Below are 16,342 nucleotides of genomic sequence, written 5' to 3' on the forward strand. Positions count from 1 at the left end.
TTGAAAGTAAAAAAACATTAGCAAAGAAGAACTGATTCGGATTTAGTATCTACCACAAAAATTAAGTAGTCTGGGCGATGCTCTAAGTAGTGCGATCGCTATTTCACGCGGAGTAATACGCTGATATTTTTTTAAAAAAGCTTTGATGTGTTCAAATTATGCCACGAGTAACAGTTTGTATCCCATCTTATAATTTGGAAAAATTTATAGGAGAAGCAATTCAAAGTGTATTAAATCAAACGTACCAAGATTTTGAAATAATTATAGTAGATGATGCTTCCACTGATGCAAGTGTAAGTGTTATTAAAAGCTTTAAAGATCCAAGAATTAAGCTATTTTGCTTGGAAAAAAATCATGGAGCTTCTACTTATGGTAGTAACAAGTGTCGTAGCGAAGCACAAGGAGAGTTTCTAGCACAATTAGGTGCTGATGATGTCTTTGCTCCTGATAAACTGGAGAAGCAAGTAAGATTTTTAGACCAAAATCCAGAAGTTGGTGCTGTGTTTAGCTATGCACAAATTATCGATGAAAGTGGAAATGATTTAGCTGACGAAAATAACTTTTTTAAACATATTTACATCCAACCAAACAGGACAAGATTTGAGTGGCTCAACCATTTTTTTTTCAAAGGTAACTGTTTATGTTATTCGGGAAGCATGATCAGAAAAAAATGTTACGACCAAATTGGTAAATTTGATCCACGATATGCTCAATTACCAGATTATGAGTATTGGATAAGATTTTGTATGAAATACGAAATTCATATTATCCAAAAAAATCTAATTAAAAGACGTATTCGTAACAATGAAGCAAATATCAGTGGTAATAGACCAGAAACAAGAATCCGTTACAATTTTGAACTAGCTCAAATTCTGAAACATTATCTAAAAGATGAGATTTATGATAATTTTCCCCAAATTTTTCCCAATCCAGTTTACAAAGAAATTAAGTTTAAAAAAGAACTTTTTCTGTTTGTCATCGGTTCATTTGCGCTGATGAATTCAGGTTACGCACATAGGTATTTTGGTCTAACCACAATTTTTGAGGCAATGGAGGAGCAAAATATTGCTCAAATTCTGGAAGATGAATGTCATTTCTCTTACAAAGATTTGATTAAATTAACCGGTTTGAAAGATGTATTTAGTATCATTGCGCAAGAAAAGTTACAAGCTCAACTTCAAGCAATGGAGACAAACTTAGATAAGTAGAAACTATAGAAATCCGTTTTTTGCAAGTAGAAAGAGGTAAATTATGCTAGAAGGCGCAGTGAAAGCCCAAAAAACAGTTAAGGAAGATGGCACCCAAATCTTTTCTCTGCTTCATGGGGTTCAAATTAAAGAAATGAAAAATGTTGTAACTCGAAGTGGCGTTACAACAGAGGCATTTCGTATGGATTGGAACCTCATTGACTATCCGATCAATCAAATTATTCATGTGACACAACGTCCAGGAGCGATCAATGCATGGCATTATCATGCGAAGCAGACAGATCACATCTTTGTCACGGACGGAACAATTCGTGCAGTTTTGTTTGACGATCGCTCACAATCACCTACTCAAGGTCAAGTTAGTGTACTGCATTTAGGTCGCATGACTCCAACGCTATTGATTATCCCACCTGGTATTTGGCATGGTGTACAAAATTTAGAAAATTCGACCACCGGCTTTCTAAACTTTTTCGATCAAACTTACTGCTATGATGACCCGGATGGATGGACTCTCCCTTGGGATACTGATAAAATACCATATCAATTTGTTAAGTAGAGATATCCTTAGGCGCTTCTAGCAGTTGTCAATTACCTGACTAACGGTTTCGCTGCTACATCGCTCAAGCCAACGCTGTCAAGCAAATCCTTCCACTCAGCCACAAGTGTTCCATCTTGAGGATTTTTCTGCCGCAGTTGTGCAAGTGTTGTGATTGCATCATACCACAAGCCATTTTGGGCATAGATATCAACCTGCTGTTTTGGTTGTGCTGATTTTAGTTGTTGAGCGATCGCCTGACTTTGATTTACTCGTTGTATCATTCCTTCTACATAAATCAGCGAATCTGGTTTTTGCGGGTCACAATAAACATTAACAAACCAACGGTATGGTTTACCCACCTTCAAACCAGGAGCAGAAGCAGGCAGAGAAATACCGATTACACCAGGCGCATCAGGTAGAGCAATATTGGTTTGATAAATTGGATTTGCGTCCTCATCATCTTGCAACACAAACTCAGCAGTCGAAGCAGAACCCTTAATATAGGGTACATAAACCCATAAAGTTGGGCGTTCCACTGTCGTCAATCCCCAAACATTAACTACACCAGGACTTGGCTGAGTGAATGGTACTAAAGCCGTCATCATCGGTGCAGCTACTGGACACATACCCCGTTTTGCTCCGCCACGCAAGCGTCCTCCAGGTGGACGTCCTGGTGGTGGAGAAGGCATAACTAGCCGCACAGCTACTTTTGACCCCCCAAGCCCCCCTTGTGAAGGGGGGTTGAAGATTCGCGTCTGCTGTCGCGTTGAGATCCCCCCAAGCCCCCCTTGTAAAGGGGGGTTGAAGATTCGCGTCTGCCCCCCTTGTAAAGGGGGGTTGGGGGGATCAACCGACTGCGCCATTGACGAAGTAATCGTATTTAAGCAAACACTACTAAATAGTAATGCAAAAAATAGTCTATTATTATACCACATAATTATGACCTAAATATGTAATTGATTTGTAGAGACGTTCCGGCGGAACGTCTCTACGACAATTTTGAATTTTGCGTATAAACCACACTAGCAGTGCCAACCAACACCAACACAGAAGGCACAAACGGTACCCAAACACCCTGAATTAACAAACCAAAGCAAAATAAATACACAATACCTGAGGTACTACAGACAACTAATATCAATTTATTTACAGAACGCCACCGCCAAGCTAACACTACCCCAACCACAGCCCAACCCCAAAGCCAGGTAAACTCAACTAATGGAGACAAAGTACGCAAGAGCGATCGCCCATCCAATACAGCACTTAAAATCTGACTAATCATATGTGCCTGTACCATTACCCCAGGCAAATGCTTATCCAATTCAGTTCCATAGGGAGTTGCCCAAGAATCAGGATTATCCCCCCTAGCTGTAACACCAATCAAAACAATCTTATCTTTTACTGCACTGGGATTAAGCGGACTAGATAAAAGTTGCGTCAGCGTCACTTGTTCAGCAATAGTTTTTGCCGAACGGTAATTAACTAAAATTTGACCACCATTAGCATCAATACTTTGATATCCACCAGCACGCGATCCCAAACGGTGAAAAACAGTATTGCCAAATTGTAGATTACCATCTGTTGTATACTTTGGTTGAATTCCTTTCGCCGCCAAATAAAGTGATGCTAATTGCAAACTAAATGCGTTGGGGGCAGAACATAAAGATGTTGCTTCCTGGTTCATCCACAATAAATGCCGACGTACCACCCCATCAGGATCGTGAATAAAGTCGCTAAAACTCAAACGTTCCTGGGGAATTTCTGGTGGCGGCTTAGTCCCGTGAATATTTGTAACAGCATCACTTCCTTTACAAATACCAATTAAATTGTCAGCTTTTTGCAAACGAGAAATTAAATCTCGATCTTCCGCTGGAAAATCACGGTAAATATCCAAGCCGATCGCTCGCGGTTGGTACTGTTGCAATTTTGCCAAAAGTATGTTAAGAGATTTATCAGAAATGGAAGTCCCTTTCAAAAGTTCACCATTTTGTCTTTGGGTGGCAAGATCGGCATCATCAATCGTCACCACAACTAGACGTGGATCAGCACCTTCATCCATCACGATGGAACGCGATCGCATCATCGCGTCGAACACTTGCAACTCAGCGCCTTGCATTAACCCGACAAATCTTAACCCAAACACCAAGGCAGTTACTGCTAAAGTAGAAAACAATCCCTTAGCTAAATGGCGACGAGGCGATCGTTGTTGTTGAAGCGGTGGTGTTGGCGCTGACTGTATAACACCCGTAATTTCCTGCCAAGAAGGAGGTATCGCTGCGGGATTTTGGCAAATCACTGGTAGCCAAGTAGCACAAGGAAACCGATCCTCCAATCCTTGTAATCGTTCCCGTGCTTGTCGCACCACCTGATAAAAGCACTCACCACCAGCATACCCAGAAAGAAAATACTTCAAAAACTCTTGTGCTACCACATCTGGCACAGGTTCACGCATCACAATTATCTGCGGAATCTGCAAAGAAGCCAATTCTTGTGCCAACCCCAACCCATCACAAGAATTAAAAACTGCTAGCTGCAAACCACGTTCAACAGCTTTGCGCAAAGCATACCTTAACTCTTCAATAGTGAGACTATCATTTTTATTCAAAAATATCCGCCCAATTCCATCTTTACCACGACTCGAACTGTGTCCAGCAAAGAAAAGAATATCCCATTTTTGCCCCCAAAGCTTGTCAGTTAACTCTTGACGCCCAGGCTCTACCAGAAAACTAACATCAGCATTTGGTAACTGTTGTAGTAAAACTTGGTCTGCCTCAGTGTCAATCCCCTGACTATTGCCAATAATAGCTAAAATATTTACTTTATTATTACATGTTTTTACTGAATTTACTCGCTCATACACTGGTGAAGCTAGAGCAATTTCTGCGTGGGGGTATCGTTCCAGCAAATCCCAACAATGCCAAGGCAACCTCTGTAACTGACTATTTCTTGTTTGTAAAACTACCCGCACTTCATCCGTAGACTGCAATTTTTCCAGCCATTTTTCGCGCACAGGACGAAACTCTTCAGATTGCAGCCAAGTGTTAAAGCGTGCTCTCAAGATTTTAGCTGAATTATGACAATCTTGAGTTACCGACACATTAGTTTTCTGCACCTTATCAGAAGACAGGCGATAAAAGTTACCCAACTGTCGATAACTAGACTGCCAATGGCTATAGTAAAGTGGCATTTCACTAGCAGGTGGTAGCTTACCAGTAATTTCCGCAGAGGGTAGTTCACCTTCTTCACCTATCTGCAAAGCAACAGTAAATCCCACCTCAAAACTACCGTCGGCAAATTTCACAACCACTAACTTACTCATAATGAAAAGAAAGATGGGAATGGGTTTCTACGGATACTGTACAGACGTTGCGCCGGAACGTCTCTACTAAATTACAAATTGTTCTGTAACACCTGCATTATCTAGTGTTACCTTGACGCTAAACTTTTCTCCAGGTTCACCTCTAAACTGTAATTGAATGTAATTATCTGCGATTCTCGCTTGAGCTTCCAGAAACACTGCTTCAGACTCATCTAGTACAGTCAGTTGCACTCCAGTAGGTAAGTAAACTTGATTACCCGTAGGATGCAGTTGGAGACGAATACTAGTTTGCCCGTCAACTTCTGGATTAATCTCGACAATTAGTATGACGGGTTGATTGGCAATTTGGATTCCCAAATCAATCAACTTTGCCCTTCTATTCAGTGCTTCTTGTGGGTTAGAATCTACCTCATGAGCATCGCGAAAAGCATAGGCGGGTGTAAGTTGAGGTTCACTTAACAAAGATTCTAAAGTTTGCCAACCTGCCTCAAATATACCATTAACCCACTGGCTCAAATTCACCAATGTCTGAGCAGGAGTATGTTTTAGTTGCGCCAAATGAGCAAATAAATCTTCAAAGGGTTGGAGTTGACTTAAAGGTAATTCTTCCACTGCGACACTGCGCACAAATCCCAGCACTCTTGCTTCTTGGAGCGATTCATCTATTTGAACCACCACATAACCTACTCGTTCTTCCCAAGTTTCTGGGGGAATGTAGCAATTTGACGAGTGATTGCGCACAGGACGACACTCTAAACGACCAAATCCTGGTAACTCCAAATCAGCTACATCAGCACAAAGACGTATTACAGGGTTGTAAATATAACTTGTGTTTACAGATGTATTGATGCCCATCATCTGTAAATACTGGCTTAATACCAAGACAGAAAGCGTATTAAATAGAACCTGCTCAGCTTTTTCAGGCGTTGGTTGAACCTGAGCGAACGCCTGAGCATTTTCTCTATATGCTTGTGTAATCGGTAACTTCAAGCTTGTATCGTCTAATTCATAGTTTGTGCGCGTCATACATATTCCCCCAGCCAATCAAGAATCCTCATACACACTTATCACTCAAAATCGCACAAGTTACGCAAGAAAATTGACGCTCTACAGCCAATTTCCAATCAACACATAAGCAGACCAAAAGCCAGGTGCATTATAGTTAGGATGATTTAATAGTTTGATTTGAGCGCGGCGGAGAGCTTCGGCTTTAGTAACTTTACCGTCTTTTAGTTCTTTGTAAAAAGCACCAATAAATAATGCTGTTGATTCATCATCTATTTGCCATAGAGATGCCAGAGTACTGCGTGCGCCGGCTTTTACTGCTGCTCCTGCTAGCCCTAAGGCGGCACGATTATCCCCTGCTGCTGTCTGACATGCACTCAAAACTAACAACTCTACTGCTTCCGATCTTACTTCATCCCGATTTCTTAGTATTTCATCAAACTCTGTCACATTAATTGGACCATTGGCAGCCAAAATATAGGTATCTTGCGCACGGGAACTAAACTCACCGTGGGTTGCTATGTGCATGACGTTGAAAGGAACAGTATTAACTTTGCTTATTAGTGCATCTTTGGTAAACTGCTGATCGAGAAGACTAGTTGTGGATACTCCTGCTTGGGCAATTAAGTTCAATTCAGTTTTGATGGCAGGTAAAGGAGGGAATTTGGAATTGGGTGGGGGTTGAGTTAATCCTGCTGTGAGGGCATTTAAGCGTTGTCGCACTAATGGTTTGGGATTAAACAACTGCAAACCCACGCTCAACGATACAGCATATTTCTCTAACAAGTATTGCTTACCGTCGTAAAGAACTGAAGGTGGCAGATTGCGTAATACTCCATCTGGCACAAATACTAGAGTATTCACTCCACTTGCTTGTAATTCTGACTCAATGGGTTTAATTAACCAGTTGTAAACTTGCTGTGACTGTATCCTTGTGATGCGTTGCGCAGAAGGTTTAACTAAATTTTGTCGCAGCCCAGAAATTGTTTTTTCTACCTCTGTTTGACTAATGTTGGTACTGTAAAGTCGCAGGGGTTTGTTAGGAATTTTCACAATTACCTGAAGTTTTTCGGGTAATATAATTGGGTAGAGAATCGCTGCTGTAGGGTTATCTCGATCTACTACTTGATCGAGTACTACTTTTTGACCTTGTAGACAAGCTTCTCGGAAAAAGTTATCTAATTCGGCTAGTTGCAACGCTTCTATCCGTTCCCGTGCTTTTTCTAGAGTTTTAACATCTGGTTGTCCTTGTTGCGTCAGTAACAGTAATTCTACTGATTCGCGATAAACAGGTTCTACGCTGTCACGAAAGGTAAATTGCACATCTTGGTTAACTTTTACCAAATCACTACGTAGAGACTCCAGTGTTTGTACAGCACCATCGTATGCAGCAATCGCCTTGGGAAAATCTTTTTGTTTTTTCAGTAATCTGCCCAACTGCCATTGCCATCGATAGGTAATTTCTGGAGCATTACTTGCTTGTGCTAAGACTAAAGCTTGCTCTGTCAGCTTTTGTGCCTCCGACACCTGCCCATTTTGTTCATACAAGCCTCCCAAACTACCCAAAGCATATGCCTCTGCTCGCTTATCACCCAATTTCCGAGCTTGCTGTACAGCAGTTGCAAGTAATGAAGCAGGCTCCCCCACTCCCCGACTCCCTAATTTTTGCAGGCTCTGCGCAAAGTTAATTCGGGCGTAGACAGTGGCGCGACTAGGCGGGAGTTGCTCAAGTTGAGATTGAATTAATGGTATGAGAGCGAGTGAGTTTGCAAGTTGTTGATCTTCTACAAATAAACTGAGAAGATTGAGTTGTGCTTGAACTCTGATTAGAGACGACTGTGATACTTTAACCGTTTGTTGGTAAAAACCGATCGCTTGTTCTTTTTGTCTTTGAACACGAGCATTATTCCCTAAACTTACCAAAGTGTTGCTAATCTCTGTTGGTGATTTCAAACGTTGAGCAATTTCTAGACTTGTTTCTAGATATTTACGCGACTTAGATAAATCACCTACTAATTGAACAACATCTCCAAGCGCTCGCAAAGACGTTGCCTTTTCTATCGAATCCGGTTGTGATCGCAAATTCTGATATACTTCCTCAAGTTTAGCTTCTGCACGACGATAAAATCCTTGTACACGCAAAGCCTGTGCTTGATTAATCAAAGCTCTTACCACACCACTTGGATTTGCAGTCTGCTTATAAACATCCGCAGCCTGAACCCAAGTAGCCAAAGCTGACTCTGACTGCCCCATTGCTAATTGTAACCGCCCATAAATATCCAGCGTTTGCGCCAAAACCTGCGGATTTTCTCTCCCAACTCCCCGACTCCCCTCTTGCTGATATCCCAGCAAACTTAAACTTTGTGATATCGCCCCCTCAGCCTTGGACCACTCACCCAATTGCTGATAAACTAAAGAAAGATTACTCAGCGCTGCCGCCACCTTAACAGTATCCCCCTGCTGTCGATATTTCTCAACAACCTGCTGTAATACCTGCGCCGCCTCCCCAAACCTTCCTGTATCGTACAGCACTTTCGCATCTTCATTAACTCTGGATTCTATGTTTTGAATATTTGAAACGTTAATCTTAGACAAGTTTGCTAAAGCTGGGGAAACAATCATGCATATGAGAATAGTACTCAGCATCCGTGAGGAAAATCTCAAAATGGATTGGCAATAATTGAAAAGTACAAACCGTTTTCTTGCCATGAATCTTTTCTTCCTGAAATAGAAACTAACGGAATACCCCAATCTAAACGCGCAGTCAGACGCTCTTGAAGTTGCAAGCGTAACCCAAAACCCACAGATACCAAAGTATTAGGTTCACTTGCCAACGCATTTGTATTAGTTGCCCGAGAAGAACCCCAAGTAGTGCCAAAATCAACAAAGGGAGTCACTTGCAAAAGACTATTGTTTCGCGCAAACCGCACAATGGGAATACGCACTTCTGCTGATGCAAAAAAGCCGCTATCTGTCAACAGGGCATCTTGGCGGTAACCCCGGACACTTTCTATACCACCTAAGCTAAATTGTTCAAATGGAACGAGTTGTCGATCTGCTACCTGTATATCACCCCTTAACAGTAGCAGAGTATCGGGAGCTAACAGGCGTACCCATTGTGCTTGCCCTCGCCAAGCAAAAAAACGACTATCAGGTCCTGTTTCATTAATCGTAGAATCAAGGGCATCAAGTCCAAAACTAAATTGAGAACGAAGGGCAAACACCTCTCGACTACTGCGTTGTGTCCAATCTTGAAAAAAGCGCAAAGCTGTCACCCGTATTTCTCCCCGCTCATCCGCGCCCGGTGTATCACTAAAGGGAATCCTGGGAGTATCAAAAGGAGCAAAGCTAGCTTCGCTTTCGCGGCGACTAGCAGTTATACCTAAAGCAAATTCTTGCGTAGGTTTTTGGATGATCGGTTGACGTAGTGTTAATTCATAGTAGCGGGAATTGGACAAGATATCAAGGGGACTAAAGGGATATTCAATCACATCATTATCAGATCTGCCATAACTGAAAGATAAAGTACCATTGCGGGGATTGAAGGGTAAAGTATAATTGAAGTCAAGGGCGTTGCTGCCATCAGTATTAGTGTACAAAGCGCTTATACTATCCCCTAATCCCAAAAGATTAGCTTCGCTGACTTGTATTTGGCGGCGAAAACTACCAACAGCAGGAGAGCGCCCATTATCCAAAACTATCTGCGTGCGAAAAGTGTCGGCTTCTTTGACTTCCACTTCTAGTAAACTAGATCCAGGACTAGATCCTGCAGACAATTCTGCTCTAAGATTTTGAATCAAAGGATTGAGTTGTAGTTGTTGCAATCCGGATAGTAGACGTTCGCGATTAAGGGGTTTACGAGTGGCGATCGCCAAACGACTTCTCACATATCCTGATTTTAGCCTGCGAAGACCCCTAACTTTAATATCTTCGAGTTGACCCTCAACTACTTGAATCTCCACGACATCCCCTTGAAGCTTTTGTGGCGGGATGTATGCTCCAGAAGTAATGTACCCTTTATCTACATATAACTGTGTAATTTTCGAGCGTACTTGATAGAGTTCCGCAAGTGTAATGGGTTTGTTGATGTAATCTTTGGTAATTTGAGCAAAATCTTCAGCGGTAAATACCGTACTACCTTTAACTTCAAATCTCTTGACATTAATAGTTTGAGGAGTGTCACCGGGAGGGCTTGCCTCTGGTATACCCGGTGTGGTTGGAAGAAGATCTTCTAGTGGCGGTAAGCGCGATGGTGGTTCGGGTTCTGGTAATGGCTGAGTGAATGGTGGCTGATTATCTCGGAAAGTGGGATCGATGGGAGAGTTTGTTGGCGGTTGCTGATTTGGTGGCAATGTCGGGGTGTTAGGAGCTTGAGCAATTCTTGGCTCAAACTGCTGGAGTAAGGTATTTGATTCAAAAACAAACCCATCTTTATAATTGTCTACATCTACATCCTGAAGATTGAGAGTAGTCAAACTGGAGTTATAGTCGTTTTGAGTATTTTTTTGATAAAATTTTGTTATATTATTAACTTGTGCTTTCAGTGGTTTTACTTGAATAGTCAACGCTGTCAGCGCTAAACTCAAACAAAACCAATGTTTGTATATGCTTGTGTCATATAATTTATCACGCATGGCAACAGGGGTATGACAAAAAAAGGGGAAAAGGATGATACATAATACAAAGGCGATGAGAATTACATCAACCATTAGATTGACTATTCTATCCCTATGGTTGGATTTTAAGCTATGACCGATACACAAACATACCCTTAACCATGTTTCTTATCAAAATAAAAAACCCCCCTTTTTTAGGGAGGTATGGGGGGATAACATATGTGTAGGTAAAGAACTAACGCTTTTCAGTTCCCTGATTGCCAGCACCTTCTGTAAATTGATCGCTGCTGCCTGATTCTGGTACTGCAGTGGGCTTAGCATCGTTTTTAGCAGCAACACCAGTTTTGCGGGTTTCTTCGTCAACAGTAGTTTGGTAGCCACCAGAAGCGTTAGCGTTTACATCTTCGGGTTGTTGGTTTTGTGTTTCTTGTGCTTCAGACATAATTGCACTCCGATTACTTTGGTTATAAATCATAGTAAAAGGTAAGGGAATCCAATTTCTTCTGTCCAAGATGTAATTTTTCTTGATTACAACCTCTGCCTTTTGGATGAATTATACTGAGAGCATTTTGAACTTAGTACAAAAAGTCTAACACTCCACCTATTCCTAAACCTATTCCCGCTAACACAATTAAAACTGAAAGTGCTTGTGGTTTATTGAGAGAAGCTAGACGTAGCTCAATCTCAGCTAAAACTGTGGCTAGTAAGGGAATAAGAATAAACGTCAACAATAAAGACCAAGTAGCTACTACAGCAATAGATGCACACAAAAATAAGACTACAACTAAAGCTCTAGAGCCAAAATTAACCAAATACTCTACCCAAGAAATACTCTTACTTACTACGGCAAATACTGAGCCTACCACAATAGCTCCCACCCACCAAACAATATCATGGGCGGATAGATACCATCCCAACCATATGTAAGATAACGAATGTAACACCAGAGGTTGCACGGGAACCCTGTTGTAAAATTCAATATTCATAGCTAAGTTGCTCAGCTTGGTGGTATAAAAACGGAGAAACTGTTTAGCAATCAGTTATTCTATTGATATTAGATCAAAAATTTTGACCTCAATCTATATCAGAAGATATATTTTTAGTTGGTTTAAAAACCAAAAGATAAAAATCCGCCATCAACCGCAACACACTGCCCTGTAATATAAGAAGCTGTAGGCATACATAGAAAAGCTACAATCCCAGCTACTTCCTCTGGTTCACCAACTCGCCCCATAGGTGTACGTGATAAAACTGAGTTGAGAACATCTGGATTACTCAATACAGGTTCAGTTAATGGAGTGCGTATGTACCAGGGAGCAACTATATTTACCCGAATGCGCTCTGCTGCCCATTCTACAGCAAGATTTCGGGTTAATTGTACAAGCGCCGCCTTAGTCATTCCGTAGGGTGCGCCAGTACGAAGTGAAGTTAGCCCAGCCACAGAACCAAGATTGACAATGCTGCTGTTTTCTGAGGCTTTGAGTAGTGGGTAAGCTAGTCGGCACATTTCAAACACTGAAGTTAAATTGGTTTCAAAAATAGACGTATATTCGTCTTCTGTATATTCAAGTGCTTTTTTGCGAATATTAATACCAACATTGTTGACAAGAATATCCAATTGGGACCAAACTTCATTTACATGCGCAAAAATTGCCCGACGACCATCAGATGTAGCAACATCGGCAGCAATTCCATGCGCCTTGTATCCCAGCTTATGCCAATTCTCTAACTGCTGCTCGACTGTTTGTGTATTCCGCGCTACAATCATTACTTCTGCATCTAAAGACAGGAATTCTCTGGCGATCGCCAATCCAATCCCCTTAGTTGCTCCGGTAATTAAAGCTTTTTTTCCAGTAAGTTTCCAGCGATTATTGCTCATAGCGTTTAAGTTAAAAGATAAATCATGTATGTACATAGAACCACAGATGCACACAGATAAACACAGATGAAGATTTATCGGTGTTTATCTGTGGGTTTACTCTTTTAGTTTAGAGAGCTAGGAAAATATATGGGTATTGCGTAGCTCTATGATTGAGCGTTGCGCAAATCGGTTGCAGTTATACCCTCTAAAGCTAAACCATAGCCAATTCCTTCATTAACTAAGCGTTTGATTCTTTGAGTCAAAGCAACACGGGTATAGCGTAATGTTAGAGTCGGTTGTTTTGCCAGTTGTCTTGCCAGTTCCCGCGCTCGCTCCATCAGCTGATCTTGGGGCAGAACTTCATTGACGACGCCCAATTCAAGAGCTTGTTGAGCAGTTAGCTTCTCTTGAGTGAGCAGGAAGTAGCGTCCACGAGAAGGACCTAAGACTAAGGGCCAGAGTACATGTACTCCATCACCTGGTACAATCCCTGCATTTAGGTGTGGCATATCTTGAAACACGGCTTTCTCAGAAGCAATAATGATGTCAGTGGTCAGGATATACTCGGTATGCAGAAGTGCTGGTCCATTGACGGCTGTGATCATAGGAACTTCAATATCAAGCAGATTTTGCAGAACTTTCTTGCCTTCCCAGTAAGTTTTGTCCCACTCACGGGGATTGGTGACATCGCCCAAGCTCTGGAAATCGATCTCAGCGATCCATGAATCACCAGTACCAGTAAGGATAACAACTCGGTTATCTCGATCTCGGCTGATGTCATAGAAAGCATCGACGAAATCCTGATGAGTTTTGCCTGTAAAAACGAGTGAACTATTATTGGTGTGCATCCTCACTTCAAGAATTCCGTTTTCATCACGAGTGAAGTTTAGATTTTCGTACTTTGTAAAATAAGCTGGTTGATTTGTCGTTACCATTTTTTTATCCTCAGATACCTATAAATTCATCGTCACTTATTTCTAAAAGTTTGAGAAGACGGCAAACAAGAATATAATTTATTCCAAATTGGAATTAAACTAACAACCTATGGATCGCATTTCTGCCATGAAAAGTTTTGTGCGGACTGTTGAAACTGGCAGTTTTTCTGCCGTAGCAAGAGAACTGGAAACAACACAACCAACTATTAGTAAGCAAATTGCCGCCTTGGAGGAATATTTAGATGTGCAACTACTGACGCGCTCAACCAGAACCCTAAGTTTAACTGATGCAGGAGAACGGTTTTACGAACACTGTCAACGAATTTTAGAAGCTGTGGCAGAAGCAGAGGCAAGTGTCGGACGACGACAAAAGCCATCGGGTTTACTGCGAGTGAATTGTCCGGTTTCTTTTGGTCAGCTACAGATCGTACCGCGTATGAAGGCATTTCTAGACCGCTATCCAGAAATTAAACTGGATCTGATGATGACTGACAGGTTTGTTGATTTGGTAGAAGAAGGAGTGGATTTAGCGATCAGAATTGGCAATTCGCAAGATAGTTCTTTAATTACAAGTCTAATTGGCACTACTCGGCGCGTAACCGTTGGATCTGTGTCCTATTTTGAGAAATTCGGGGAACCTCAAACGCCGAATGACCTAATTAATCACAACTGCATCGTTTATACTCGACTATCAACAGGTAATGAATGGCACTTTCAGAGTACGCAAGGAGTTGTGAAGGTGAATGTGACAGGAAATTTTCAAGCTAACAATTCTGCTGCTGTACGTGAGGCAGTTTTATCAGGTCTTGGTATTGCTGTTTCACCAATTTGGTTATTTAGCGATGTAGTAACTAGTGGAGCAATTAAGATTGTTTTGAAAGATTATCAACCTACACCTTTGTCACTTAGCGCAGTTTATAGAAGAAGCCGCTTTCAACCAGCAAAAGTTCGCTGCTTCATTGATTTTCTCGTCGATGAATTCCAGATTGACGCTTGGGTATCTGATTATGGTCAAGAACCTGAACATACATGAGCGCGGTAAGAAAAATAGCTAATTTACCTGAGCATTTTTTAAATAATGTTAGTATCCTAGAAAATAAGGAATCTAATGGTAGTTTATGTACTTGCCGATTTCGTCTGTGATCGCCAGATTGAGTGAGTTGCACCTGCGTACTCATCCTAAAGGTAAGCAGTCAATCTGGCTCAAAATATTATTGAGGTCTTTGAGCATAGGGCTATTACTGCCTACCTTTGCCTTGCGTCCTGTGCTAAGTGCAGAGCGACTCAACCTCTCCTACGGTCTTGTACAGCGTTCTATACCTATCAATTCACTCGAAACTTATGCCAGAACAGGTAAAATAGACGATGAATTGGCAACATATGCTCAGTATGCAGGTGAACAACAACTAACTCAACTTAGACAACTTTTAGTAACTCCCATTCCCCTCAATGCTGTACAAATTTCACAGTTTCTCTACACACCAATTGGGAAGAGATTGTTAGAAAATTTAGGCGAAATTGTTCAGCAAGAAACTCGCATGAGCGGTTTTTATGCTATCAGAGCCGCCTTAATTCTTGCATCTGTAAATTCAAAAGAAGGCTTCACATTATTAAATGTACTACGTAAATTTCCCTCAAATGCAATTACGATTGATTTAGCCCGTAGTTTAGAACTTGTCAACCAATTTAGAAATTTTGTAAACCAGACTCAAGCAGCAGTCAATTTAATCAACTCAGAATCTAATCAAGAGGCAATTACTCCTCAAACTTTAACTAGTACTTTAATACCAAACTTACAACAAAGAGGACGTTTCGGTTGGCAAAAGCAAACTATTACCCTGTTTGACATTTCCCGCCAACGTAAATTTACCGCTGATATTTACCTACCAAATACCCAAAGTCCTCGCCCAGTAATTGTCATTTCTCATGGACTCGGTTCTGACAGAACTAGTTTTGCTTACCTAGCAAATCACCTCGCTTCTTACGGTTTTGTTGTTGCTGTGCCTGAACATCCAGGTAGCAATACACAACAGCTACAAGCATTATTGTCTGGTAGGGCGGATGAAGTAACTAACCCAAGAGAATTTATTGATAGACCTTTAGATGTAAAGTATTTATTGGATGAACTTACTCGTTTATCTAGTTCTAATCCGGCATATAAAGGGCGTTTCAATTTTCAGCAAGTAGGCGTAGTCGGGCAATCATTTGGTGGTTACACTGCTTTAGCACTAGCAGGGGCAACAATTAATTTTCCACAACTTAAAAAAACGTGCCAATCAACACAAGATACACTTAACATTTCTCTATTACTTCAATGTTTGGCTGCGGAATTACCTACATCCGCTGGTAACTTATCAGACTCACGAGTGAAGGCGGTAATTGCAATTAACCCTGTTACTAGCAGTGTTTTGGGACAAGCAAATCTCAGTCAAATCAAAATACCGATAATGATTATATCAGGTAGTGCTGATACTATTGCTCCCGCTTTACCAGAACAAATTCAACCTTTCACCTGGTTAACAACGTCAAATAAATATCTAGCATTAATTAATGGCGGTACTCACTTCTCAGTTATTGGGGAATCCCAGGAGCCTGGTGCTGTACCCGTTCCCGAACAAGTAATTGGTCCCAATCCTGCTGTAGCACGTCGTTATGTTAACATTTTAAGTTTAGCCTTTTTCCAAAGCTACGTAGCTTTAGATCAACGTTATCTTAGCTATTTAAGTCCAAGTTATTCTCAAGCTATTAGTCAAGAACCACTGCCTTTAAGTTTAGTGCGTAGATGCGCAGCAGCTTGTCGTTAGACATCGCTGTCGCTAAAAACTTCTGACGAGACTAAAACCCCTAACACCGTAGTTAA

The 16,342-nt window shown here is 41.3% G+C and carries 13 protein-coding genes; 4 read left to right on the plus strand and 9 right to left on the minus strand.

Annotation, left to right across the window (positions count from 1 at the left end; all coding sequences use genetic code 11):
- Positions 1-158 precede the first annotated feature (158 nt).
- Positions 159-1,208 carry a glycosyltransferase gene (locus ICL16_RS05330; protein WP_190825840.1) on the plus strand — a complete coding sequence of 350 codons (1,050 nt, stop codon included), beginning with the start codon at positions 159-161 and terminating at the stop codon, positions 1,206-1,208.
- A 43-nt stretch (positions 1,209-1,251) separates the two neighbouring features.
- A complete protein-coding gene (locus ICL16_RS05335) occupies positions 1,252-1,764 on the plus strand; it encodes a cupin domain-containing protein (protein WP_190825841.1) in 513 nt (170 codons plus the stop codon).
- Between the two features lie 32 nt (positions 1,765-1,796).
- Here the strand turns inward: ICL16_RS05335 and ICL16_RS05340 are convergent, their stop codons facing one another.
- From ICL16_RS05340 to ICL16_RS05380, 9 genes are all read right to left on the minus strand, one after another.
- Positions 1,797-2,609 (minus strand): DUF928 domain-containing protein, encoded by an 813-nt coding sequence (locus ICL16_RS05340; protein WP_238360609.1) that lies wholly within the window; start codon positions 2,607-2,609, stop codon positions 1,797-1,799.
- Positions 2,610-2,734: 125 nt separating this feature from the next.
- On the minus strand, positions 2,735-5,065 hold the full coding sequence (locus ICL16_RS05345; RefSeq protein WP_190825842.1) for a CHASE2 domain-containing protein: 2,331 nt from the start codon (positions 5,063-5,065) through the stop codon (positions 2,735-2,737).
- 66 nt (positions 5,066-5,131) lie between these two features.
- Positions 5,132-6,091: a DUF1822 family protein gene (locus ICL16_RS05350; protein WP_190825843.1), complete on the minus strand. Its 960-nt coding sequence runs from the start codon at positions 6,089-6,091 to the stop codon at positions 5,132-5,134.
- An 81-nt stretch (positions 6,092-6,172) separates the two neighbouring features.
- A complete protein-coding gene (locus tag ICL16_RS05355; RefSeq protein ID WP_238360610.1) occupies positions 6,173-8,692 on the minus strand; it encodes a CHAT domain-containing protein in 2,520 nt (839 codons plus the stop codon).
- Between the two features lie 38 nt (positions 8,693-8,730).
- On the minus strand, positions 8,731-10,704 hold the full coding sequence (locus tag ICL16_RS05360; RefSeq protein ID WP_190825845.1) for a ShlB/FhaC/HecB family hemolysin secretion/activation protein: 1,974 nt from the start codon (positions 10,702-10,704) through the stop codon (positions 8,731-8,733).
- A 217-nt stretch (positions 10,705-10,921) separates the two neighbouring features.
- Entirely contained in the window at positions 10,922-11,128 is a 207-nt protein-coding gene (locus ICL16_RS05365; protein WP_190825846.1) for a hypothetical protein, read from the minus strand.
- A 133-nt stretch (positions 11,129-11,261) separates the two neighbouring features.
- Complete coding sequence (locus ICL16_RS05370) at positions 11,262-11,672, minus strand: hypothetical protein (RefSeq protein ID WP_190825847.1); 411 nt, start codon at positions 11,670-11,672, stop codon at positions 11,262-11,264.
- A gap of 122 nt (positions 11,673-11,794) precedes the next feature.
- Positions 11,795-12,565: an SDR family oxidoreductase gene (locus tag ICL16_RS05375; RefSeq protein WP_190825848.1), complete on the minus strand. Its 771-nt coding sequence runs from the start codon at positions 12,563-12,565 to the stop codon at positions 11,795-11,797.
- 146 nt (positions 12,566-12,711) lie between these two features.
- Entirely contained in the window at positions 12,712-13,482 is a 771-nt protein-coding gene (locus tag ICL16_RS05380) for an enoyl-CoA hydratase/isomerase family protein (RefSeq protein ID WP_190825849.1), read from the minus strand.
- A 109-nt stretch (positions 13,483-13,591) separates the two neighbouring features.
- On the opposite strand from ICL16_RS05380, the gene ICL16_RS05385 reads away from it, so the two are divergent.
- Together ICL16_RS05385 and ICL16_RS05390 are read left to right on the plus strand one after the other, a co-directional pair.
- The gene (locus ICL16_RS05385; protein WP_190825850.1) at positions 13,592-14,515 is read left to right on the plus strand and encodes a LysR family transcriptional regulator; all 924 of its coding nucleotides are present in this window, start codon (positions 13,592-13,594) and stop codon (positions 14,513-14,515) included.
- A gap of 85 nt (positions 14,516-14,600) precedes the next feature.
- Positions 14,601-16,286: an alpha/beta hydrolase gene (locus ICL16_RS05390; protein ID WP_190825851.1), complete on the plus strand. Its 1,686-nt coding sequence runs from the start codon at positions 14,601-14,603 to the stop codon at positions 16,284-16,286.
- Positions 16,287-16,342 lie beyond the last annotated feature (56 nt).

It is taken from the genome of Iningainema tapete BLCC-T55, assembly GCF_014698965.1.
GTDB lineage: Bacteria > Cyanobacteriota > Cyanobacteriia > Cyanobacteriales > Nostocaceae > Iningainema > Iningainema tapete.